Here is a 22,566-nt window from a genome sequence, read left to right on the forward strand (position 1 = left end):
ACGCCGCGGCGGTTCCGGAGGATGCTCACGCGCCAAGCCAACCGGGACCGTTCGCCATGACTCTCATCGCGCCTCGCCCGCCGCAGCCGAACCACCGGCCCACCGAGCGGGACCTGCGCGAGGACCTCGCCGCCGCCTACCGCCTGATCGCGCGGTTCGGCATGGACGACCTGATCTACACCCATCTCTCCGTCCGGCTTCCCGGCGATGGCGAGCCGCGTTTCCTGATCAACCCCTACGGCATGCTGTTCTCCGAGATCACCGCCTCCTCGCTCGTGGTGGTGGATGTCGAAGGCAACGCGGTGGGCGAGCAGATCTGGCCCGTCAACCCCGCCGGCTTCGTGATCCATTCCGCGATCCATATGGGGCGCGAGAACGCCCATTGCGTGATGCACACCCACACGCTTGCCGGCATGGCGGTTGCGGCGACGGCGGACGGCATCCTGCCGCTTAACCAGATGAGCATGGAGTTCACCGGCCGCGTGGCCATCCACGAGTACGAGGGAATCGCCGCAGACGACAATCTCTCCGAGCGCGACCGGCTCGTGCGCGACCTCGGCGACCACAATTGCCTCATCCTGCGCAACCACGGCCTGCTCACGGTGGGCGCGACCGTCGCCGAGGCGTTCTACTACATGTACTATCTCGAGATGGCCTGCCGGATCCAGGTCGCGGCCACCTCGATGGGACGGCCGCTCTCCATCCCTCCGCCCGAGGTGGTCGAACGCACGCGCGCCCAGTTCGACAGCGGAACGACCAAGGGCTGGCGCGCCTGGGCGGCGCTGCGCCGCCTGCTCGACCGCGAGGATCCGAGCTACCGTGACTGACCTCCGCCCCCGCTAATGGCGGCGCTGTCTCAGGCACTGACGATCGAGCGGGTCAGCAAACACTACGGCCCGGTGCGGGCCGTCGACGACGTCTCTCTGACCATTCGCCGCGGCCGGTTCGTCACGCTGCTCGGGCCCTCGGGTTCGGGCAAGACGACGCTTCTGATGGCGATCGCGGGGTTCGTCGCGCCGACCTCGGGGCGGATCCTGCTTGACGAGAGGCCGATCACGCCGTTGCCGCCGGAGAAGCGCAACTTCGGCATGGTGTTCCAGGGCTATGCCCTGTTCCCCCACATGACGGTTGCCGAGAACGTGGCGTTTCCGTTGCGTGTCCGGAAGGTGCCCAGGGCTGAGATTGCCCGCCGCGTCGCGGATGCGCTCGCTCTCGTCCAGCTCGGCCATCTGGCCGACCGGCTGCCGAAGCAGCTCTCGGGCGGGCAGCAGCAGCGGGTCGCGCTCGCCCGGGCGCTCGTGTTCGAGCCGTCGCTTCTGTTGCTCGACGAGCCTCTCTCGGCGCTCGACAAAAAACTCCGCGCTGAGCTCCAGGTCGAACTCAAGGAGCTGCACCGTCGCGTCGGCCTCACCTTCATCTACGTCACGCATGATCAGGAGGAGGCGCTGTCGATGTCCGACAGCATCGCCATCCTGCGCGACGGAAGGCTTGTCCAGGAGGGCGCTCCGGCTGCTCTCTACGAACGCCCCGCGACCCGGTTCGTCGCCGATTTCCTCGGCAAGTCGAACTTCCTCGAGGGCCGTGTCGAGCGGATCGAGGCGGGTGGCTTCGCCTATCGCGTCGGCTCTGCCCGGTTCGTGCAGAACGGGCCGTCCGGGGAGCTCTCGGTCGGTTCGGAGGCGCTCGTCGCGCTCAGGCCGGAGAAGGTCATGGTGCTCGGCGAAGCGCCGGCCGATCCGGCCCTGAACATCCTACCCGGAACGATCGCCGCCTGGTCCTATTTCGGCTCCGCCTTCGCGCTCTCCGTCGATACGCCGGTCGGGCGCATGCAGGCTACCGTTCCCGCCTGGCGCTGCCCGATCGAACCGGCCGAGGGCCGCCCCGTCCAGCTTGCCTGGAGCGCCGAGGCCTCCGTCCGCGTGGTGGCGGACTGATGACACGGGCGAGCACCGCGCGCTTCCTCGGCGCCTCCCTGCCCTGGTGGCTCCTGATCCTTCCCGCCCTCGTCCTGATGCTCGTGTTCTACGTCTATCCGCTCGCCGAGGTCCTCTGGATCAGCGTCACCGAACCCGAACCGGGGCTCGGCAATTACGAGCGCCTGCTGACGAGCCCCGCCGTGCAGCGCGTCTGGGTCACGACTCTCCGCATCTGCGTCATCACCACCGTCATCACGCTCCTCTGCGGCTATGTCGTCGCCTATGCTCTGGCCTCGGCGCCGCTGCGGCTGCAGCGCTGGATGTTCCTGTTCGTGCTCCTGCCGCTCTGGATCAGCGTGCTCGTGCGCGCCTTCGCCTGGGTGACGCTCCTGCGCCGCCAGGGGCTGATCAACGAGGCGCTGCTGGCAACAGGGCTGATCGAGGAGCCTCTGCGTCTGATCTGGAACGAGTTCGGCATCGCGGTGGGCATGATCCACTACATGATCCCGTATGCGGTGCTTCCGCTCTACGCCTCGATGCGCGACATCGACCCGCGGCTTGTGCCCGCCGCGCGGGGCCTCGGAGCCTCGCGGCTCGAGGCGTTCCGGCGCGTCTTCCTGCCGCTGACCCTGCCGGGAATCATCGCCGCCACTGTGCTCGTCTTCATCTTCTCGCTCGGCTTCTACGTCACGCCCGCGATCCTCGGCGGCGGGCGGACGCTGATGATCGCCGAGTACATCAAGCTCCAGATCCTCGACCTGATCCGCTGGGGGCTCGGCACGATGATGGCCTCCACGCTTCTGATCGCGATCCTGCTTCTGTTGTGGCTGATGTCGCGGCTCGTCGACATTCGCCGCGTGTTCGGCCAGGGGTGACGGCGATGGACCGCTCGGCCGAGGCAGGCCCCGTCGCCACGGTGCTCGCGTGGTCGGTTCTGCTGTTCCTGCTCCTGCCGATCACGGTGATCTTCCCGATCAGCCTGACCGACCAGCGCTTCCTCTCGCTCCCCTATGAGGGGCTGTCACTGCAGCATTACGTGACCTTCTTCACCTCCGAACGCTGGCTCTCCGCCACCTGGCAGAGCCTCGTCATCGCGGTCGCCTCCACCGTGCTTGCGGTCGCTGCCGGAACGCTCTGCGCGATCGGCTGCTGGAAGCTCTCGACGCGCGCGACCGAGCTCGTCCGCGCGCTGATGCTTCTGCCGATCATCGTGCCCTCGATCGTCTATGCGCTCGGGATCTACCGGTTCTGGATTAGGCTCGACCTGCTCGACACCTACCTGGGCGTCATCCTCGTCCACGGCGTGACCGGCATTCCTTACGTCGTGATCACGGTCTCGGCGTCGCTTGCGAGCTTCGACCCGCGGCTCGAACAGGCGGCGCGCGGCATGGGCGCCTCGCTCGCCCAGACGCTCGCCTGGGTGATCCTGCCGCGCATCATGCCCGGGATCGTTTCGGGGTCGATTTTCGCGTTCATCCATTCCTGGGACGAGGCGGTGCTGATCCTGTTCATCGCGTCGCGCGCGCTGTTCACCCTGCCGCGGCGCATGTGGGACGGGATCAACGAGAATCTCGACCCGGTGATGGCCGTGGCCGCCTGCGTGATGATCCTTGCCTCGATGGTCGCGCTCGCGGTCGATCTCTGGGTGAGGAGGAGGCGCGACGCATGACCGAGCATGATCCGATGTTGGACGACCCGGGCCCGTTGAGCGTAGCGCAGCGGACGGCCGTTTCCTGGGTGGCGGAGCACGCCGCGTCCCTCTCGGCCGATCACCTCCATCTCTGGCGCCTTGCCGAGCCCTCGTGGCGCGAATACCGCTCCTCCGCCTGGTTCGTCGCGCGCCTGCGCGCCGAGGGCTTCGCGGTGGAGGAAAGCTCGGCCGGCATGCCGACCGCGTTCGCCGCGCGCTGGACCGCGCCCGGAACACCCGATGGCGCGCCCGTGCTCGCCACGATCGCCGAGTATGATGCCGTTCCCGGAACGAGCCAGGAGCCCGTGCCGCGCCGCGCGCCGCGCGCGGGCACCCACCTGCATGCCCCAGGCCATACCGACCCGCATTCCGCCCTCGGCATCGGCGCGCTCGCGGGAACGCTCGCGGCCAAGGCGGCGATGGAGCGCCACGGGCTCAAGGGCACGCTCGTGCTGATGGGCGAGCCGGCCGAGAAGATGTGCGGCTCGAAACCGGTCCATGCCGCGCACGGCTACTATGACGGATTCTCCGCCGCCATCTCCTGGCATCCGACCTCGTTCCTCAGCCTCGCCAATTCTTGCCTCTGGGACACGCACTGCGCCACCTACTGGAGCCGGATCTACACCTTCGAATGCCTCGCCCCCGAGACGTGGTCCTCGGCGATCGCGCGCACCGGCGTGCACTCCTCGCACTCGGTCAGCCGCGCTCCGGGGGCGATCGACGCCGTCTGCCTGATGTACACGGCGGCGAAATATCTCAAGGAGAACATGCTGCCGCACCAGGGAGCGTGGAGCCTGAACGAGGCGATCCTGCAGGCCGGCCAGGCGACGGCAGACAACCTCCCTCCCGGCCTCTCGGTGATCCAGTACGCCCTGCGTGCTCCGACCATCGAGATGCAGGAGCGCGTCTGGACGGTGCTCGACCGCAACGCCGACCATGTCGCGGCGATGACCCACTGCACCGTGACCAAGGCGTGGGTGACGAAGACGCGACCGGGGCTTGCCAACCATGCTCTCGCCGAGGCGACGTTTCGGAACTTCGCGCGGCTTGGGCCCCCCGTTTATGGCGAGGGGGCGAAGCGCTTCGCCAACGACCTCCGCGCCGCCTGCGGCGCCCCGCCCGTGGAGGATCCGTTCCCGCCCGAGATCACCCGCCTGTGCTCGCCGCGCCAGGCGGAAGCGGCGCTGCGCGCCCACCTGCCGCCGTGGCAGAAGAACTACACCTCTGACGACTACACCGAATGGACGTGGCACTGCCCCACCGCGCGCCTCTATGTCGGCCGCGCCCAGCTCAGGGTCGACGAACCTGGGCGAAACTGGCCGGACTGGACGCGGCACGCGATGGGCGGCGTTCCCGCCTGCATCGACCCGATGTGGCTGAAAGCCGCCGAGGTGACGGCCGCGACCTTCGTCGAACTCCTCGAGCGGCCGGAGGCGCTCGCCGCCGCGCGTGCCGAGTTCGAGCGCCGAACGGGCGGCGGCATCGGCGGCACCACCTGGCTCGGCCCGTTGCTGCCAAGGAACTTTCCTGCGCCGATCCACTACCGCTGGCCCGAATACGCCTCCACGCCGCGCGGCGAGGAGTATGTCGTGCCCGACCCTGCCCTGTCCCGCTGAGAGGCCGGCCATGAGCGCGATGACCGAAGGCGAATACCGCTACAACATGCTGATCAAGGCCTTCCCCTCCGCGCCCGAGCCGGCGTTCGAGACGACGGCGCAGCAGGAGGCCGTCTGGGGCCGAGCCTGGGGCTGCACGAATGACGTGGGCAGGCTGCGGCTTGTTCTGATGCACCGCCCCGGCGAGGAGCTCTCCATCGTCGATCCGTCGAAGCGGATCGAGGAGCTCGGCGCCTATGGCGACCCGGAGGCAGGCTGGTACTGGCGCGGCCGGGAAATCCCTGACCTTGCGACGCAACAGGCGCAGCATGACGGGCTTGTCGCCGCGCTTCGTGAGGAGGGCGTCGAGGTCGTGTTCCTCGACCGCTGCGCGCCTGGGCGGATGAAATCCGTCTACACGCGCGACCAGGTCATCGCGGTCGATGGCGGAGCGATCATCTGCCGCATGGGAGCGCCGATACGCCGCGGCGAGGAGGCGCCGGCGACAGAGACGCTCGCCCGCATCGGCATGCCGATTCTGCGCACCATCCACGGCACCGGCCTCATGGAGGGGGGCTCCTTCGCCTTCATCACGCCGAAGGTCGCGGTCGTCGGCCTCTCCTCGCGCGTGAACGAGGAGGGCGCGCGCCAGGTGGAGGAGGTGCTCGCCGTGCTCGGGGTGAAGCTCCTGCGCGTGCACCTCACCGGCTACCGGCTGCATATCGACAGCGCCTTCGTGATGATCGACATCGACACGGCGATCATCAACCCAGTGCAGCTTCCGTTCTGGTTCCTCGAGGAGCTGAAGGCGATGCGGATCCGCACCATCGAGATCCACCCCGACGATCCGGTGTGGACGATCAACTGCCTCGCGGTCTCACCCGGCCGCGTTCTGATGGCCGATGGCGTGAGCCCGCGCACGGCGGAACGGCTCGACCGGGCCGGCATTTCCGTGCGCGTCGTGCCCTACAGCGCCGTCTATCAGGGCGGAGGGGGAATCCACTGCTCGACCGCGCCGCTCGTGCGCGACCCGATCTGACCGAAATCACCTCGTGAGGAACCGCCATGACTGCGCATGACCCCGCCCTGCTCGCCGCTCTTGCCAAGATCGACACGCCGACGATCTGCAACGCGCTCGAGGAGCTCGTGACACCGCGCGAGCTCATTCGCTTCACGACCAGGCCGTTCGTGACCAATGACAGCGACGATGCGATCTTCGTGGGCTATGCGCGGACGGCAATGATCCGCGCCGAGAGACCGCCCGCGATGCCGCCCGCAGAGCGCAAAGCGCTCCGCTTGCGCTACTACGAGCATGTCGCGACCGCCACCCCTGGGCCGAACGTCGCGGTGATCCAGGACATCGACAGCGTGGTCGGCACCGGCGCCTTCTGGGGCGAGGTGCAGACCACCGTGCACAAGGGCCTCGGTGTCGCGGGCTGCATCACCAACGGCTCGATCCGCGATCTCCCGATGATGGCCCGCCCCTTCCCGATCCTCGCCGGCATGCTGAACCCGAGCCACGCTTTCGTGCATGTCGTCGCGGTCGGCGTCACGGTGTCGATCCACGGCATGACGGTGCATGACGGCGAGCTCGTGCATGCGGACCGGCACGGAGCGGTGGTGATCCCGCACGAGGTGGCAGCGAAGATTCCGGCCGTGACCGAGCGTCTCGGGCGGCGCGAGGCGGTGATCCTGGAGGCAGCGCGCGCGCCGGGCTTCTCGATCGAGGTGCTGCGCGAGGCGCTCGCGCGGGCCGAGGAGATCCACTGACAGGCCCGCCGGGCGGGGCGGCCCGGGCCGCCCCGCACGCCCGCGGTCAATAGGGGCCGCTTGAGCCGGACGCGCCCGCTGTTCCCTTCGCCGCTGCCACCGCTGCCTTGGCGGCGGAAGCGAGCAGAGCCGTGTCGGCAAGGATCGTGGCGAAGCGGAACCCCATCTCGAACATCCGGCGCGCTCCCTCCGGGCTCGAGGTGTGCGTTCCGGGAATGATCCCGTGCTTCTTCGCTGTTTCGCAGATGCGGCGCATGGTCGCGAGCGTCTTCTCGCTCGTCGGGTCGCCCACCGGCCCCTCGCCGATCGCAAGCCCGAGATCGGATGGGCCGACATAGATCCCGTCGAGCCCGGGCGTGGACATGATCGCGTCGAGGTTCTCGAGCGCGGGCGCGGTCTCGATCATCGCGAAGGTGAGAACGGTTTCGTTGGCGACCTTCCAGTAGTCGGACGAGCCGGCGTACCAGTTGGCGCGGGTCGGCCCGAAGCTGCGGTAGCCCGCGGGAGCGTAGCGTGCGGCGCCGACGAAGCGTTCGCACTCGGCACGGTCGTTGATCATCGGGCAGATCACGCCGTAGGCACCGGCATCGAGCATCTTCATGATGATCCCCGGCTCGTTCCACGGCACGCGCGCAAGCGGAACGATGCCTGAGGTGCTGATCGCCTGCAGCATCGGCACGGCAGTGTCGAAATGCACAAGTCCGTGCTGCAGGTCGATCGTCAGGCTGTCCCACCCCCCCTGCACCATCGCCTCGGTGGCAATGCCTGAGGGGATGCCGCACCAGCCGTTCACCACATTGCCGCCGGCCTTCCAGATCTCGCGAAGCCTATTGGGGCGCACGCCGTCCTCCCGTCTGCTGCCGCGCGGCACCTCCGCGCCGCGGCATCTGAGCCTAAGCCGCGCCATCGGCCAAGCCGCCGCGGAACATGTCGGCGGGCGCATGACGACAGTTGCGCGGGCGGATGCGACGCCATTACTCTCGTCGATCGAACAACCGCTCCCGGGGACGCTGCACCGCAGCATCGGCAGGGCGGAACCAACAAAGGGCAGGCAAGGGAGATGGGGATGACCAAGGCAACATTGTCGCGCCGTTCGGCGCTCAAGGCAGGCGTCGGCGGCATCGCCGCGAGCGTGCTTGCGGCACCCGCTGTTCACGGCCAGCCTCGGGTGACGCTGCGTTGCGGCTTCTGGGACCACTGGGTTCCGGCGGGCAATGGCGCGCTCCGGGAGCTCTGCGCCGCCTGGGGCCAGCGCGAGCGGGTGGACGTTCAGGTCGATTTCATCACCTCGGTCGGCCGGCAGAACGAGCTTACGATCGCTGCCCAGGCGCAGAGCCGCTCGGGCCACGACATCCTCTCCTTCCCGACCTGGCAGCCGGCGGCCTATGCCGACCAGCTCGTGCCCGTCAACGACGTGATGGACCGGCTGATCGCCAAGTACGGCAAGGTCACGGCGGCGGCGGAATATCTCGCCAAGCGCGACGGGAGGTGGATCGCCATCCCTGCCGTGTCGGGCACGCAGATGAAGCCGTCCCTCGGCCGGATCGACCTCCTCAAGCAGCATGCCGGGATCGACCCGCGCGAGATGTGGCCGGCCGAGGACCGTGTCGGGCCGGGAGCCGAGAACTGGACCTGGGACACCTTCCTGGTCGCGGCCGAGAAGTGCCATGCCGCCGGCGTGCCCTTCGGCCTGCCGATGAGCAGCTTTTCCGACGCGGTGGACTGGGTTGGCGCCCTGTTCGCGAGCTTCGGCGCGTCGATGCTCGATGCCGAAGGCAAGCCGACCGTTCGTGGCAACCAGAAGCTGCGCGCTGCGGTCGACTACATGGTCCGGCTCGCGAAGTTCCTGCCGAATGACGTCTGGGCATGGGACGACGCCTCGAACAACCGGGCGATCCAAGGCGGCCGTTCGGCTCTCATCTTCAACCCGCCCTCGGCCTATGCGGTGGCGCGGCGCGACAACATGGCGGGCTTCGACCAGTATTGGACCTTCCCGATGCCGGCAGGGCCAGAGGGGCGCTTCACCCCATACCTCCCATATTTCTGGGGAATCTGGAACTTTAGCCGGAACATTCCGCAGGCGAAGGCCCTGCTCGAGTTCCTCTCCGAGCGCGAGTCGGCCGAGAAGCAGACCTCGACGAGCGCTGGCTACGATATCCCGCCCTTCGAGAGCATGAACGACTTCGCGGTGTGGAAGACCGAGGGCCCGCCCGTGGGCGTGGTGTACAACTACCCGCTGAGGCCGCACCACAATGCCCGCACCTCCGTCGCCTTCGCTCCCGCTCCGCCCGAGATCGCGGTCCAGGCCTACACCCAGGGCCTCAACACCGGGCTGATCGCGCGGATCGCGCAAGGAGGGATGACGGTCGACCAGGCTCTCGCCTGGGCCGAGCGCGAACTGCGCAACTTCGCGCGCGGCTGAACACGCGGGCAGGGCGCCGGCCTCGCGGGAAGGCCGGCGTTCTCGCGCGTCAGGGGTGACGATGGCACCGGACGGAACCGCGAAGGCGATCCCTGCCGCTGTGGCTGCGCGACCTCTCGGGCGGTCGCGCGGCGTCTCCTCGCTCGAGCGGCTGGCGCGCCGGCGCTCCACCATCGCCTTCGTCATGACCCTCCCCCTGATCCTCGTGATCGCGGGGCTTGTGGCCTATCCGGCCGCCTGGGCGATCTACCTCTCCACCCTGAACCGCCGGATGACGGCGAATATCGGCCTCGACAACTACCTGTTCCTGATCGAGTCCGAATCGTTCCGGATGATCATCTGGCAGTCCTGCTTCTTCGCGATCACTGCCGTGCTGTTCAAGGCGCTGATCGGCTTCTGGCTCGCGCACATGCTGCACACCATCCCGACCAGGGGGCAGAGGAAGTGGCGCGGCATGCTGCTGATCCCGTGGGTGATCCCGCCCGCTCTGTCCACTCTCGGCTGGTGGTGGATGTTCGACCCCTCCTATTCCTCGATCAACTGGCTTCTCACTGTGGTTGGCTTCCCGCCCGTGCCCTGGCTCGGCCAGCCCTGGTGGGCGCGCATCGCTGTGATCATGGTGAACGTGTGGTATGGCGCACCGTTCTTCATGATCATGTATCTCGCGGCGCTGAAATCGGTGCCCGAGCAGCTCTACGAGGCGGCGGCGATCGACGGCGCGACGTCGTGGCAGAGGCTCTGGTTCATCACCCTGCCGATGATGCGCAACATCATCGCGATCACGGTTCTGTTCAGCTTGATCGTGACCTTCGCGAACTACGACATCGTGCGCGTGCTCACCAATGGCGGCCCGCGCGACACCACGCATCTCTTCGCGACCTACGCGTTCCAGGTGGGAATCCTCTCCGGGAACCTGCCGCGCGGCGCCGCGGTCTCGCTCTTCATGCTGCCGATCCTCGCGATCGCCGCCTTCTTTATCCTCCGCGGCGTCACTCGCCGTGCCCGGGAGATGGCCTGAGATGGCTGAAGCGGCGGCCGCGAACCGCGACTTCCCGCGTCTCTACGGAAGGGTGGGGAGCCTGCACCGCGAGCGGCTCTGGGCGCTTAGGCTGTCGTATGCCTCGCTGATCTTCGCGGCGATCATCTTCCTCGCCCCTCCGTTCTACATGCTTGTCACAAGCATCAAGACGAATGCCGAGATGGCGGACCAAACCCTCAACCCCTGGATCGTCCGCAGCCCCACGCTCGAGCACTATGCCGCGATCATCGGCAACCCGGTGTTCCTGACCTTCTTCAAGAACAGCATCATCGTCACGGTGGTGGTCGTGACCGTGACGATGGTGATCTCGGTGCTCGCCGCCTTCGCGCTCTCGCGGATGCGGTTCTGGGGCAGCCAGACCCTCGCCACCGGCGTGTTCCTCACCTACCTCGTGCCCGACACGCTGCTCTTCATCCCGCTCTACCAGATCGTCGGCGGCCTCGGCCTGCTCAACTCGATCTGGGGCCTCGTGCTCGTCTATCCGACACTGACGGTTCCGTTCTGCACCTGGATCATGATCGGCTATTTCGCCTCGATCCCGCGCGAGCTCGACGAGGCGGCGCTGATCGACGGTGCGACCTGGCCGCAGATGCTGATGAAGATCTTCATCCCCGTGGCGCTGCCGGGCATCGTCGCCGCAACCATCTTCGCCTTCACCGTCTCCTGGGCCGCCTTCGTCTACCCGACGGCCTTCATCACGCGCCCCGACCAGATGCCGCTGACGATCGGCATTGTGAGCCAGCTCGTGCGCGGCGACACCTTCGCTTGGGGGCAGATCATGGCGGGAGCGCTGATCGCGGCGCTGCCGCCGGTGGTCGTCTACGTCTTCCTGATGGACTACTACATCGCCGGTCTGACCGCCGGCGCAACCAAGGGGTAGGTCGCGCGATGGCGCAGGTGTCTCTCCGCGGCGTGGTCAAGGAGTACGAGGGCGGCGTCCAGGCCGTGAAGGGGATCGACCTCGAGATCGCCGACCATGAGTTCGTCGTGCTCGTCGGCCCCTCGGGCTGCGGCAAGTCGACCACACTCAGGATGATCGCGGGGCTCGAGGAGATCACGCGCGGGGAGATCGCGATCGGCGGCGAGGTGGTGAACGATATCCCGCCGCGCGACCGCGACATCGCCATGGTGTTCCAGAACTACGCTCTCTATCCGCACATGAGCGTGTTCGACAACATCAGCTTCGGCCTCAAGCTCCGCGGCTTCCCGCGCGACGAGATACGGCGGAGGGTCGACAAGGCAGCGCGCATCCTCGGCATCGGCGAACTCCTTGACCGCAAGCCGAAGGCGCTCTCCGGCGGCCAGCGCCAGCGGGTCGCGATGGGCCGCGCGATCGTGCGCGACCCGAAGGTGTTCCTGTTCGACGAGCCGCTCTCGAACCTCGATGCGAAGCTGCGCGTGCAGATGCGCACCGAGATCAAGCAGGTGCACCAGACGGTCAAGACCACGACCATCTACGTCACCCACGACCAGGTCGAGGCGATGACGCTCGCTGACCGCGTGGTGGTGATGAACCACGGCGTGATCGAGCAGGTCGGGCCGCCGAATGAGCTCTACCGCAACCCCGCAACCATCTTCGTCGCGGGCTTCATCGGCAGCCCGGCGATGAACATGATCCCCGCCCGGCTCGAGCGGGCGGGCGGCGGCGGTCTTCTCGTCCGGCTCGACGACGAGCTCGCCCTTCCCGTTCCGCCGGAGCGCACCGAGCGCTACGCGCCGCACGCGAACCGGAACCTCCTGTTCGGCATCCGCCCCGAACACCTCACCGAGGCGACGCGGATCGACAAGCGCAACCTCGCCCCGATCACCGTCACGCTCGACGTGATCGAGCCGATGGGCATGGAGACGCTCGTGCACTTCCACATCAACGGCACGAGCGTGTGCGGCCGCGTCGATCCGGCGGCGGGAGCCGAGGCCGGCGCGCCGATGGCGCTCGCCGCCCACATGGACCACATGCACCTGATCGACAAGGACAGCGGGAAAGTCCTCTGAGCATGGCCGATCGTCTCGCGGGCAAAACCGCCTGGGTCACCGGGGCGGGAAGCGGCATCGGCCGCGCCAGCGCTGTCGCGCTCGCCGCCGAAGGGGCGCGGGTCGCGCTCACGGGCCGGCGCCGCGCACCGCTCGAGGAGACGGCGGCGATGATCGGCGACCGCGCCGTCGTCGCGCCGGCTGATCTGACCGATGCCGCCCAGGTCGCCGCGGCGCGCGATGCCGTGCTCGCGGCGTTCGGGCGGCTCGACATCGTCGTCTCGAATGCAGGGCTGAACGCCCCGGAGCGGGCCTGGGCGGTGCTCACGCCCGAGACGATCTCGGCGCTGATCGACGCCAACCTGAAGGCGCCGGCTTACGTCGCCCAGGCCTCGCTTCCCGCGCTCAGGGAGAGCCGCGGCAGCATCGTCCACATTGCCTCCTGGGCGGGGCGCTTCATCGGCCACATCTCCGGCCCGATCTATGTCGCGGCGAAGCACGGGCTCGTCGCTCTCAGCCACACGATCAATCTCGAGGAGTGCCGCGCGGGCGTGCGATCGACCGTGATCGAGCCCGGCGAGGTGAACACGCCGATCCTCGATCTGCGGCCCGTCAAGCTCTCGCCCGAGCTGCGCGCGAGGATGCTGCAGCCGGAGGACGTCGCTGCGGCGGTGCTGTTTGCCGTGACGATGCCGCCGCATGCCTGCATCAACGAGATCCTGATCAGCCCGACGGCGAACCGAGGCTATCTCGCCGAGATGGCGCGCGCGGGCCAGGGCTAAACGGCCCGAGGAGGGGACCGGTTGGGGTTGACGCCTCGCTCTCCCCGCGCTTGCCTGCCCGCGGGGTCCGGTGCGGGCAACGGAAGGCGGGAAACGACCATGCTCATCGATGCGGGCACGCTGCGCGGCTTCGTCGCGACGATCTTCGAACGCGCCGGGACGTCGGCCGAGGAGGCGCAGCGGATCGCGCGCTATCTCGTCGAGGCGAACCTCGCCGGCCATGACAGCCATGGCGTGGTGCGCGTGCCGCGCTATGTTCAGTGGCTCAAGGAGGGCAAGGTCATCGCCGGCGTCACTCCCGAGGTGGTGACAGACACGCCGGTGATCGCGGTGGTAGACGGCAAGTTCGGCTTCGGCCAAACCGTCACGCCCTTCGCGGTTCAGATCGGAATCGACAAGGCGAAGGCGATGGGCCTCGCCGCCGTGGCGTTGCGCAACAGCGGCCATCTCGGCAGGGCGGGGGACTGGGCGGAGATGGCTGCCGCCGAGGGCCTGATCTCGATCCACTTCGTCAACGTCCAGGGCAGCCTGCTCGTCGCCCCCTTCGGCGGGGTCGATCGGCGTCTCTCCACCGCTCCCTTCGCGATCGGCGTTCCCCTGCCCGAGCGCCCCCTGATCCTCGATTTCGCCACAAGCCAAGTGGCGGAAGGCAAGGTGCTCGTGGCGAGCCGCGGCGGTAAGAAGCTTCCCCCCGATGCGTTGATCCGCCCCGACGGCACCCTCTCCGGAGACCCGGCCACACTCTACGGCCACGGCCCGGACCGCAACCCCGAGCAGGGCGAGGGAGCGATCCGCGCCTTCGGGCTGCACAAGGGCTCAGGCCTTGCCTTCATGTGCGAGATCCTCGCCGGAGCGCTGACCGGCAACGGCACGTGCGGGCCGCGCGAGGGCGAACGGGGAAGGATCACCAACGGCATGATGAGTTTCTACCTTCGCCCCGACGTGATCGGCCCGGTCGAGGAGCTGGTTGCTCGCGCCGAGCGCTACATCGCCTTTTACAAGTCCTCCCGGCCGGCGCAGCCGGGCGGAGAGGTGCTGATCCCCGGCGAGCCGGAGGCACGCTCGCGCGCCGAGCGGACCGCGAACGGCATCCCCCTGCCCGACGACGCCTGGGCCACGATCGTCGCGACGGCCGAAGCTCTCGGCCTCGAGGGCGGCGCCATCCCGCGCGCTGCGTGAGGCCGCCATGGCGGGCGCGATCGGGGGTGTCGATCACTGCATCGTGCTGGTGCGCGACCTCGCGGCCGCGCGCGTGGCCTGGGAACGCTTAGGGTTCCGCACTACGCCGCGCGGGGTGCATTCCACGCACATGGGAACCGCGAACCACACGATCATGCTCGCCGACGACTATGTCGAGCTGCTCGGCGTTGTGGCGGAGACGGAGGCGAGCGCGAAATGGGTCGCTCGGCTCGCCACGGCCGGCGAGGGCTTGATTGCCGTCGCGCTGCGCGCCTTCGATGCGGCGGCGGCGGCCGGCGAGGTCGCCGCGCGCGAGGGCGCGCCGATGGCAGTGCAGCATTTCGGCCGCGCCGTCGCCCTGCCCGGCCCCGGCGCCGTGGAGGCACGGTTCGACGTTGTGCACCTCCGCGATGAGGTCTCGCCCGGCTTCCGCCTGTTCTTCTGCCGCCATCTTGCACCGGGCGCCACCTGGCCGCCGGGATCGACCGAGCATCCGAACGGAGCGGTCGCGATCGAGAGCATCACCATTCGCGCCGAAGATCCAGAGGCCACGGCGGCCGCCACGGCCCGGCTGGTCGGGCGCGCGGTCACCGCCCGGTCGGGGAGGCCTGCCGTCGAGACCGGCCGGGCCGTTCTTCTCTTCGCGTCGCTCGAAGGGAGGCTGCCCGGCATCGAGGGCCTCGCGATCCGCGTGCGCGACCTCGCAGTGGCCGAAGCTGCGCTCGCTGCCGGCGGGATCGTGCCATCGCGCGAGGGGGCAGCGCTCAGCATCCCGCCCGAGGCGGCGAACGGCGTCTCCCTCCGCTTCGTTCGGGCCTGAAGCGCACGGGTCCGACACGCGCCCGGTCCAGCGCGACATGACAGATTGGACATATCGCCCGCTCCAGCCTATATGACGCGGGGGACTACGCCGCGTCCGGGAAGCAAGCAGAACCACGACGATGGAACGCCCATGATCGACCCCTTCGGCCGCTCCATCACCTATCTCCGGGTGTCGGTGACCGACCGCTGCGACCTCCGCTGCGTCTACTGCATGGCGGAGGACATGACCTTCCTGCCGAAGGCCGATCTCCTGAGCCTCGAGGAGCTCGACCGGCTCTGCGGCGCGTTCATCGAGCTTGGCGTGCGCAAGATTCGCCTCACGGGTGGCGAGCCGCTCGTGCGCCGCGACGTGATGACCCTGTTCCGGTCGCTCGGCGCGCGGCTCGGGCGCGGGCTCGACGAGCTCACGGTGACAACCAACGGCACGCAGCTCGCCCGCTACGCCGAGGTGCTTCGCGCGGCTGGAGTGCGGCGGATCAATGTCAGCCTCGACACGCTCGACCCGGCGAAGTTCGCCGCCATCACACGCTGGGGCAGGATCGAGAAGACGCTCGATGGCATCTTCGCCGCCAAGGCGGCGGGACTTGCGATCAAGATCAACGCGGTCGCGCTCAAGGGCGTGAACGAGGACGAGTTCGACCGGATGATCGCCTGGTGCGGCGAGCACGGCTTCGACCTCTGCCTGATCGAGACCATGCCGCTCGGCGAGATCGGCGAGGACCGGACCGACCAGTATCTCCCCTTGAGCCTCGTCCGCCGCCGCCTCGCCGAGACCTGGACGCTCGAGGAGATCGACTATCGCACCGGCGGCCCTGCACGCTATGTGCGGGTGGCCGAGACAGGTAGGCGGCTCGGCTTCATCACGCCGCTCACCCACAATTTCTGCGAGAGCTGCAACCGGGTGCGTCTCACCTGCACCGGCACGCTCTACATGTGCCTCGGCCAGGACGACCAGGCCGACCTGCGCAGCGTTCTCCGCCGGCCCGGCGTGACCGACGCGGACCTGCGCGAGGCCATCCTCGAGGCGATCGGGCGCAAGCCGAAGGGCCATGACTTCGTGATCGAGCGTCGCGGTGCCAAGCCCGCCGTCGCCCGCCACATGAGCGTCACCGGCGGCTGAGCCGGCGGCCGTCCGCGCACCGCGCCGGGCGCAGGCGGCCGGTCCCGTGCGGGTTTCCGACGTCCACCCTCCAGGCCGACCCCGCGCATGCCGCGCCTTCCGCTCTACGTCGTCTATGCCTTCGCCGACTGGCCCTTCGCCGGGAACCCCGCAGCCGTCGTGCCGCTCGAGCACTGGTTGCCGGAAGCAACGCTCCAGGCGATGGCAGCCCAACACAACCTCTCCGAGACGGCCTTCCTCGCCCGCGAAGGCTCGGGCTGGCGCCTGAGGTGGTTCACGCCGACCACTGAGGTCTCCCTGTGCGGGCATGCTACGCTCGCCACCGCCTTCGTGCTCGCGACCGACGTCGGCGAGTCGCCGCCCTTCGCCTTCGCCACCCGATCGGGCACGCTCGGCGTCGATCGCGAGGCGGATCGTTTCGTTCTCGACTTCCCCGCCGACCCGCCGCGTCCCGTCCCGCACCCGCCGGAGGCGCTCGCCCGCGCTCTCGGCGCCACGCCGCGCGAGGTATGGAAGGCGAGGGACTGGATCTGCCTGTTCGACGATCCGGCGACGGTCGAGGCGCTCGCGCCCGACCACGCGCTGATCGCCGCCCTGCCCGACACCGAGACGGCGCCCGATGGCTCCTCGGTCATCGCCACCGCCGCAGGTGGCGGGCGTGGCCCGGCCCGGACCATCGCCACCGCTCCCGGTTCGGGCGGCGTCGATGTCGTCTCCCGCTACTTCGCCGCCAAGGTGGGCATCCCCGAGGACCCGGTGACGGGCGCGGCGCACACGCAGCTTGTGCCCCTCTGGGCCGAGCGGCTTGGGCGGAGCACGCTCGTCTGCCGCCAGGCCTCGCGGCGTGGCGGCATGCTCTTGTGCGAGCTTGCGGGCGATCGCGTGCGGCTCGGCGGCACGGCCCGGCTCTACGCGCGGGGCGAGATCCTGCTTCCCCCGTGAGCCGCTTGCGCAGTCGCGCCCTCCCGGTGTAGCCGTCGCCGCGGGTCACGCCCCCCCACCGGGGCGCTTCTCTTCTGGAAGGGAGAGGCTCTCATGGTCATCACCGCACCCTCGGTGCGCCCCCGCAACCCGCGTTTCTCCTCGGGCCCCTGCGCCAAGCGTCCCGGCTGGTCACTTGCCGCGCTCGAGGGCGCCCTCGTCGGCCGAAGCCACCGGGCGAAGGAACCGAAGGCGCGGCTTGCCGCAGTCATCGACCGCTCGAAGGCACTCCTCGGCATGCCCGCAGAATGGCGCCTCGGCATCGTGCCGGCCTCCGACACAGGGGCCGTGGAAATGGCTCTGTGGAGCCTGCTCGGGCCACGGAAGGTGGACGCGATCGCCTTCGAGAGCTTCGGCGAAGCATGGGTGACGGATATCGCGAAGCAGTTGCGTCTCGAGCACCGCGTGCTCCGCGCCCCTTACGGCCAGCTTCCCGACCTCGCCTCGGTCGACTGGTCGCGCGACGTCGTCTTCACCTGGAACGGCACCACGTCCGGCGTGCGCGTGCCGAACGGGGAGTGGATCGCGCCTGACCGCGAAGGCCTCGCCATCTGTGACGCGACCTCCGCCGCCTTCGCGATGCCCTTGCCGTGGGACAGGCTCGATGTCGTCACCTGGTCCTGGCAGAAGGTGCTCGGCGGCGAGGCGGCGCATGGCATGCTCGCGCTGTCCCCGCGCGCGGTCGAGCGCCTGCTCTCGCACACCCCCGCCTGGCCGCTGCCGAAGATCTTCCGCCTCACCTCGGGGGGCAAGCTCAGCGAGGGAATCTTCCGAGGCGAGACGATCAACACCCCCTCGATGCTCTGTGTGGAGGACGCGCTCGACGGCCTCGCCTGGGCGGAGAGGATCGGCGGGCTGCCGGCCTTGATCGCGCGCACGGAGGCGAACCTCGCCGCCGTCGCGGTCTGGGTCGAGCGGACGCCGAACTACGCCTTCCTCGCGGCTGACCCGGCGACGCGCTCGCCGACCTCGATCTGCCTCTCGATCACCGCGCCGTGGTTCGTCGCTCTGCCTGCGGAGCGTCAGGCGGACGCGGCGAAGCGGATCGCCTCCCTACTCGAGAAGGAAGGTGTCGCGCTCGATGCCGGCGGCTATCGAGATGCGCCTCCTGGCCTGAGGCTTTGGGGCGGGGCGACCGTGGAAACCTCCGACATCGAGGCGGCCTTGCCCTGGCTTGATTGGGCGGCCGAGACGGTCGGCGTGGCGATGATTGAGGCGAAGGCAGCGGAGTGAGCGCGATGACCACCCCCCGCGTCCTGATCGCCGATAAGCTCTCCCCCGCGGCGGTGGAGATCTTCCGCTCCCGCGGCATCGAGGCCGACGTCAAGACCGGCCTCGCGCCGGCGGAGCTTCGCGCCATCATCGGCGGCTATGACGGGCTCGCGGTCCGCTCCGCCACCAAGGTGACGGCCGAGCTTCTTGCCGAGGCGAAGCGTCTGCGCGTGGTCGGCCGCGCCGGGATCGGTGTCGACAACATCGACGTCAAAGCGGCGACGGCGCGCGGCGTCGTCGTGATGAACACGCCGCACGGCAACGCCATCACCACGGCCGAGCACGCGATCGCCCTGATGTTCGCGCTCGCGCGTCAGATCCCGGAGGCCTCCGCCTCCACCAAGGCCGGGAAGTGGGAAAAGAACCGCTTCATGGGCACCGAGCTGTTCGGCAAGACGCTCGGCGTGATCGGCTGCGGCAATATCGGCTCCATCGTGGCCGACCGGGCGATCGGGCTGAAGATGAAGGTAATCGCCTACGATCCCTTCCTGTCGGATGCGCGCGCGCTCGAGCTCGGCGTCGAGAAGGTTGACCTTCCTGAACTCTTCGCCCGAGCCGACATCATCACGCTGCACACGCCGCTGACCGAGGCCACGCGGAACCTGATCGACGCGCGGGCGATCGCGCGCATGAAGAAGGGCGTGCGCATCATCAACTGCGCCCGCGGCGGGCTGATCGTCGAGGAGGATCTCGCCGCTGCCCTCCGCTCTGGCCATGTGGCGGGTGCGGCGCTTGACGTGTTCGAGACCGAGCCCGCGACCGACAATCCGCTCTTTTCCTTCGAGAACGTCGTCTGCACGCCGCATCTCGGCGCCTCGACCACCGAGGCGCAGGAGAATGTCGCGCTGCAGATCGCCGAGCAGATGAGCGACTTCCTGCTCACCGGCGCGGTGGCGAACGCGATCAACATGCCCTCGGTCTCGGCCGAGGAAGCGCCTCGGCTTGCGCCCTACATGGCGCTCTGCCGAAACCTCGGCGCCTTCGCGGGGCAGCTCTCGGTCGCGCGCGACGGCGGCTTCCGCAAGGTGACGATCGAGTATGAGGGCCAGGCGGCGGCGCTGAACCACAAGCCGCTGACGGCCGCCGCTCTCTCCGGCCTGCTCGGCCCGCTGATGGAGGGCGTGAACATGGTGAACGCTCCCGTCGCGGCGCGCGAGCGCGGCATCGAGGTCGCCGAGACGGTGCATGACCGGCCCTCCGAGTATCAGACGCTGGTGCGCATCTCGGTCACGACCGATCGCGACACGCGCGGCGTGGCAGGCACGCTGTTCGCTGGCCACAGACCCAGGATCGTCGAGATCAAGGGCATCCCCGTCGAAGCCGACTTCGCCCACCACATGCTCTACGTGACCAACAAGGACCAGCCGGGTTTCATCGGCCGTTTCGGGGCCGTGCTCGCCGAGGCCGGAATCAACATCGCCACCCTCCATCTCGGCCGCGCCGAGAAGGGCGGCGATGCGATCTGCCTTGTTTCGGTCGACGAGCCGGTGCCTGAGAGTGTGCTCGCCGCGGTGCGTGCCCTGCCGCTCGTGGTGCAGGCGACCCCGCTCGGGTTCTGAGCCGCCTCTTGAGCCTTCATCCCTCGCTCCTGCCGGCCGGCTTCGTCGACGTCCTGCCCCCCGAGGCGGAGACCGAGGCGGCAGCGATCGAGGCGATGCTCGGGGTGTTCGCCGCGCACGGCTACGAGCGCGTCAAGCCGCCGCTGCTCGAGTTCGAGGAGAGCCTGCTCGCCGGCACAGGCGCGGCGACCGCCGAGCAGACCTTCCGGCTGATGGACCCGGTGAGCCAGCGCATGCTCGGCCTGCGCGCCGACATCACGCCTCAGGTCGCGCGAATCGCCGCCGTGCGGCTTGCCCGGGCGCCGCGTCCGCTTCGTCTCTCCTACAACGGCCAGGTGCTTCGGGTGCGCGGCTCGGAACTCCGGCCGGTAAGGCAGATGGCGCAGGCCGGGGTGGAGCTGATCGGCGCCGACGCTCCGGAGGCCGACGCCGAGGTGATCGCTGTGGCGGCGGAGGCGCTGGCCGCTCTCGGCGTTCCCGCCGTCAGCTTCGACCTCACCCTGCCCACGCTTGCCGACGAGCTGCTCGCCACCCTCTCCGTTCCGCCCGAGCGCGAGGCGGCGCTCCGCCATGCGCTCGACCGGAAGGACGCAGCCGAGGTCGCCCTGCTCGCCGGCCCGCTCGCCGACGTGCTCGACGAACTCCTGCACGCCGCCGGCCCGGCCGACCGGGCTCTCGAGGCGCTCTCGGCCTCGCCGCTCCCGCCCCGGGCGCGGGCACTCGCCGAGCGTCTCGCCCGGACGGTGGCAGCGGTGCGGGCGCGCTCTCCAGGGCTTGCGCTGACCGCCGATCCGCTGGAGTTCCGCGGCTTCCGCTACCATCGCGGCGTCGCGTTCACCGTGTTCTCCGCCGCTCTCGCGGAGGAGCTCGGCCGCGGCGGGGGCTATCTCGCCGGCGAGGAGCCGGCGACCGGGGTGACGCTCTACCCCGATGCCGCGCTGCGCGCCGCACCGCCGCGGCCCCGCCGGCCGCGTGTGTTCGTGCCGCTCTCGCTCGCGGCGCGCGCTCCTCTCCTGCGTGCCGAGGGCTTCGCAACCGTCGCCGCCCTCGGGCCGGTCGCCGATGCTGCCGCCGAGGCGCGCCGACTCGCCTGCACACACCTCGCCACCGAGGACGGCGCCGTCCCGCTCGAAGGAGTGTGACAGATGCCGAATGTCGCGGTGATCGGCGCCCAGTGGGGCGATGAAGGCAAGGGCAAGGTCGTCGACTGGCTGGCGAGTCGGGCCGACATCGTCGTGCGCTTCCAGGGCGGCCACAACGCCGGCCACACGCTCGTCGTCGGCAACGAGACCTACAAGCTGAGCCTCCTGCCCTCCGGCGTCGTCCGCGGCAAGCTCGGGATCATCGGCAATGGCGTTGTGCTCGATCCGAGGGCACTGCTTGCCGAAATCGACCGCGTCACCGCCCAGGGCCTCGAGGTCGGCCCCGACAATCTCAGGATCGCCGAGAACGTGCCGCTGATCCTGCCGCTCCACCCCGCGCTCGACCGCGCGCGCGAGGCGGCACGCGGGGAGCGCAAGCTCGGCACCACGGGGCGCGGAATCGGCCCGGCCTACGAGGACAAGGTGGCGCGGCGAGCGATACGCCTTTGTGACCTCGCCGAGCCGGAGACGCTATCGGCGAAGCTCGATGAGCTCCTGCTCCATCACAATACTTTGCTTCAAGGCCTTGGTTCTGAAATATTCTCTAAGGAGGCGCTTTACGCCGAACTGATCGATCTGGCGGATCGGCTCCTGCCCTTCGCCGAGCCGGTGTGGCAGCGGCTCGATGCCGCCCGCGCCGCCGGGCAGCGGATCCTTTTCGAGGGCGCCCAGGCGGTGATGCTCGACGTCGACCACGGCACCTACCCGTTCGTGACCTCGTCGAACACGGTCGCCGCGACCGCCGCCTCCGGCTCAGGCATCGGGCCGGCGGCGATCGGCACCGTTCTCGGCATCGCCAAGGCCTACACGACGCGCGTCGGCTCCGGCCCGTTCCCGACCGAGCTCACGGACGAGACCGGCATGCTGCTCGGCGACCGCGGGCGCGAGTTCGGAACCGTCACCGGGCGGCGGCGACGCTGCGGCTGGTTCGATGCCGTGCTGGTGCGCCAGGCGGTGAAGGTGGGGGGGATCCAGGGGCTCGCGCTCACCAAGCTCGACGTGCTCGACGGACTTGCCGAGCTCAAGGTCTGCACCGGCTATCGGCTCGGAGGGGAGACGCTGAGGCACCTGCCGGCCGCTCCGGGCGCCCAGGCCGCTGTCACGCCGATCTATGAGACGATGGAGGGCTGGTCCGGCTCGACGCGCGGGGCTCGGAGCTGGGCCGAGCTTCCGGCCCAGGCGATCAAGTACGTCCGCCGCATCGAGGAGCTGGTCGAGGCGCCAGTGATTCTCCTGTCCACGAGCCCCGATCGCGACGACACGATCCTCGTGAAGGACCCCTTCGCCGGCTGAGGCGCTGCCGTTC

Annotated in this window: 21 protein-coding genes; 20 read left to right on the forward strand and 1 reads right to left on the reverse strand. The window is 69.2% G+C overall.

Translation table 11 applies throughout. From position 1 onward, the window contains the following. Nucleotides 1–56: 56 nt before the first annotated feature. From KO353_RS03610 to KO353_RS03640, 7 genes are read left to right on the forward strand one after another with little or no spacing between them, the layout of a single operon-like run. On the forward strand, nucleotides 57–827 hold the full coding sequence (locus tag KO353_RS03610) for a class II aldolase/adducin family protein (protein WP_218286393.1): 771 nt from the start codon (nucleotides 57–59) through the stop codon (nucleotides 825–827). Between the two features lie 15 nt (nucleotides 828–842). Next, complete coding sequence (locus KO353_RS03615) at nucleotides 843–1,934, forward strand: ABC transporter ATP-binding protein (RefSeq protein WP_218286394.1); 1,092 nt, start codon at nucleotides 843–845, stop codon at nucleotides 1,932–1,934. Continuing rightward, a complete protein-coding gene (locus KO353_RS03620; RefSeq protein ID WP_218286395.1) occupies nucleotides 1,934–2,791 on the forward strand; it encodes an ABC transporter permease in 858 nt (285 codons plus the stop codon). The genes KO353_RS03615 and KO353_RS03620 overlap by 1 nt, the downstream gene beginning before the upstream one ends. Before the next feature lie 5 nt (nucleotides 2,792–2,796). After that, on the forward strand, nucleotides 2,797–3,585 hold the full coding sequence (locus KO353_RS03625; protein WP_218286396.1) for an ABC transporter permease: 789 nt from the start codon (nucleotides 2,797–2,799) through the stop codon (nucleotides 3,583–3,585). After that, on the forward strand, nucleotides 3,582–5,222 hold the full coding sequence (locus KO353_RS03630; protein WP_235692012.1) for a zinc-binding metallopeptidase family protein: 1,641 nt from the start codon (nucleotides 3,582–3,584) through the stop codon (nucleotides 5,220–5,222). Before KO353_RS03625 ends, KO353_RS03630 begins: the two co-directional genes overlap by 4 nt. Nucleotides 5,223–5,232: 10 nt before the next feature. Next, complete coding sequence (locus tag KO353_RS03635) at nucleotides 5,233–6,240, forward strand: dimethylarginine dimethylaminohydrolase family protein (RefSeq protein WP_218286397.1); 1,008 nt, start codon at nucleotides 5,233–5,235, stop codon at nucleotides 6,238–6,240. 26 nt (nucleotides 6,241–6,266) lie between these two features. Continuing rightward, entirely contained in the window at nucleotides 6,267–6,971 is a 705-nt protein-coding gene (locus KO353_RS03640) for an RraA family protein (RefSeq protein ID WP_218286398.1), read from the forward strand. A 46-nt stretch (nucleotides 6,972–7,017) separates the two neighbouring features. Here the strand turns inward: KO353_RS03640 and KO353_RS03645 are convergent, their stop codons facing one another. After that, on the reverse strand, nucleotides 7,018–7,812 hold the full coding sequence (locus KO353_RS03645; protein WP_235692013.1) for an HpcH/HpaI aldolase family protein: 795 nt from the start codon (nucleotides 7,810–7,812) through the stop codon (nucleotides 7,018–7,020). 225 nt (nucleotides 7,813–8,037) lie between these two features. Between KO353_RS03645 and KO353_RS03650 the strand changes: the two genes are divergently transcribed. The 13 genes from KO353_RS03650 to KO353_RS03710 all read left to right on the forward strand — a co-directional run bounded on the left by KO353_RS03650 (nucleotide 8,038) and on the right by KO353_RS03710 (nucleotide 22,553). Beyond that, the gene (locus tag KO353_RS03650; protein WP_218286400.1) at nucleotides 8,038–9,393 is read left to right on the forward strand and encodes an ABC transporter substrate-binding protein; all 1,356 of its coding nucleotides are present in this window, start codon (nucleotides 8,038–8,040) and stop codon (nucleotides 9,391–9,393) included. Between the two features lie 61 nt (nucleotides 9,394–9,454). Continuing rightward, nucleotides 9,455–10,411 carry a carbohydrate ABC transporter permease gene (locus KO353_RS03655; protein ID WP_218286401.1) on the forward strand — a complete coding sequence of 319 codons (957 nt, stop codon included), beginning with the start codon at nucleotides 9,455–9,457 and terminating at the stop codon, nucleotides 10,409–10,411. A 1-nt stretch (nucleotide 10,412) separates the two neighbouring features. Further along, on the forward strand, nucleotides 10,413–11,312 hold the full coding sequence (locus tag KO353_RS03660; RefSeq protein WP_218286402.1) for a carbohydrate ABC transporter permease: 900 nt from the start codon (nucleotides 10,413–10,415) through the stop codon (nucleotides 11,310–11,312). An 8-nt stretch (nucleotides 11,313–11,320) separates the two neighbouring features. Further along, nucleotides 11,321–12,424 carry an ABC transporter ATP-binding protein gene (locus KO353_RS03665; RefSeq protein ID WP_218286403.1) on the forward strand — a complete coding sequence of 368 codons (1,104 nt, stop codon included), beginning with the start codon at nucleotides 11,321–11,323 and terminating at the stop codon, nucleotides 12,422–12,424. A 2-nt stretch (nucleotides 12,425–12,426) separates the two neighbouring features. After that, complete coding sequence (locus tag KO353_RS03670; RefSeq protein WP_218286404.1) at nucleotides 12,427–13,185, forward strand: SDR family oxidoreductase; 759 nt, start codon at nucleotides 12,427–12,429, stop codon at nucleotides 13,183–13,185. 99 nt (nucleotides 13,186–13,284) lie between these two features. Further along, nucleotides 13,285–14,364: a malate/lactate/ureidoglycolate dehydrogenase gene (locus tag KO353_RS03675; RefSeq protein ID WP_218286405.1), complete on the forward strand. Its 1,080-nt coding sequence runs from the start codon at nucleotides 13,285–13,287 to the stop codon at nucleotides 14,362–14,364. Nucleotides 14,365–14,371: 7 nt separating this feature from the next. Next, a complete protein-coding gene (locus KO353_RS03680; RefSeq protein WP_218286406.1) occupies nucleotides 14,372–15,184 on the forward strand; it encodes a VOC family protein in 813 nt (270 codons plus the stop codon). A 132-nt stretch (nucleotides 15,185–15,316) separates the two neighbouring features. After that, nucleotides 15,317–16,306: a GTP 3',8-cyclase MoaA gene (gene moaA, locus KO353_RS03685; protein ID WP_218286407.1), complete on the forward strand. Its 990-nt coding sequence runs from the start codon at nucleotides 15,317–15,319 to the stop codon at nucleotides 16,304–16,306. An 87-nt stretch (nucleotides 16,307–16,393) separates the two neighbouring features. Continuing rightward, nucleotides 16,394–17,248 carry a PhzF family phenazine biosynthesis protein gene (locus KO353_RS03690; RefSeq protein ID WP_218286408.1) on the forward strand — a complete coding sequence of 285 codons (855 nt, stop codon included), beginning with the start codon at nucleotides 16,394–16,396 and terminating at the stop codon, nucleotides 17,246–17,248. A 93-nt stretch (nucleotides 17,249–17,341) separates the two neighbouring features. Further along, nucleotides 17,342–18,520 (forward strand): phosphoserine transaminase, encoded by a 1,179-nt coding sequence (locus KO353_RS03695; RefSeq protein WP_218286409.1) that lies wholly within the window; start codon nucleotides 17,342–17,344, stop codon nucleotides 18,518–18,520. A gap of 5 nt (nucleotides 18,521–18,525) precedes the next feature. Beyond that, complete coding sequence (gene serA / locus KO353_RS03700; protein ID WP_218286410.1) at nucleotides 18,526–20,118, forward strand: phosphoglycerate dehydrogenase; 1,593 nt, start codon at nucleotides 18,526–18,528, stop codon at nucleotides 20,116–20,118. A gap of 8 nt (nucleotides 20,119–20,126) precedes the next feature. After that, nucleotides 20,127–21,260 carry an ATP phosphoribosyltransferase regulatory subunit gene (locus KO353_RS03705; protein WP_235692014.1) on the forward strand — a complete coding sequence of 378 codons (1,134 nt, stop codon included), beginning with the start codon at nucleotides 20,127–20,129 and terminating at the stop codon, nucleotides 21,258–21,260. Nucleotides 21,261–21,263: 3 nt separating this feature from the next. Then, entirely contained in the window at nucleotides 21,264–22,553 is a 1,290-nt protein-coding gene (locus tag KO353_RS03710) for an adenylosuccinate synthase (RefSeq protein ID WP_218286411.1), read from the forward strand. The last annotated feature ends 13 nt before the right edge of the window (nucleotides 22,554–22,566 follow it).

Origin of the sequence: Elioraea tepida (assembly GCF_019203965.1) — a bacterium.
In the GTDB taxonomy this organism is placed as follows: Bacteria; Pseudomonadota; Alphaproteobacteria; order Acetobacterales; family Acetobacteraceae; genus Elioraea_A; species Elioraea_A tepida.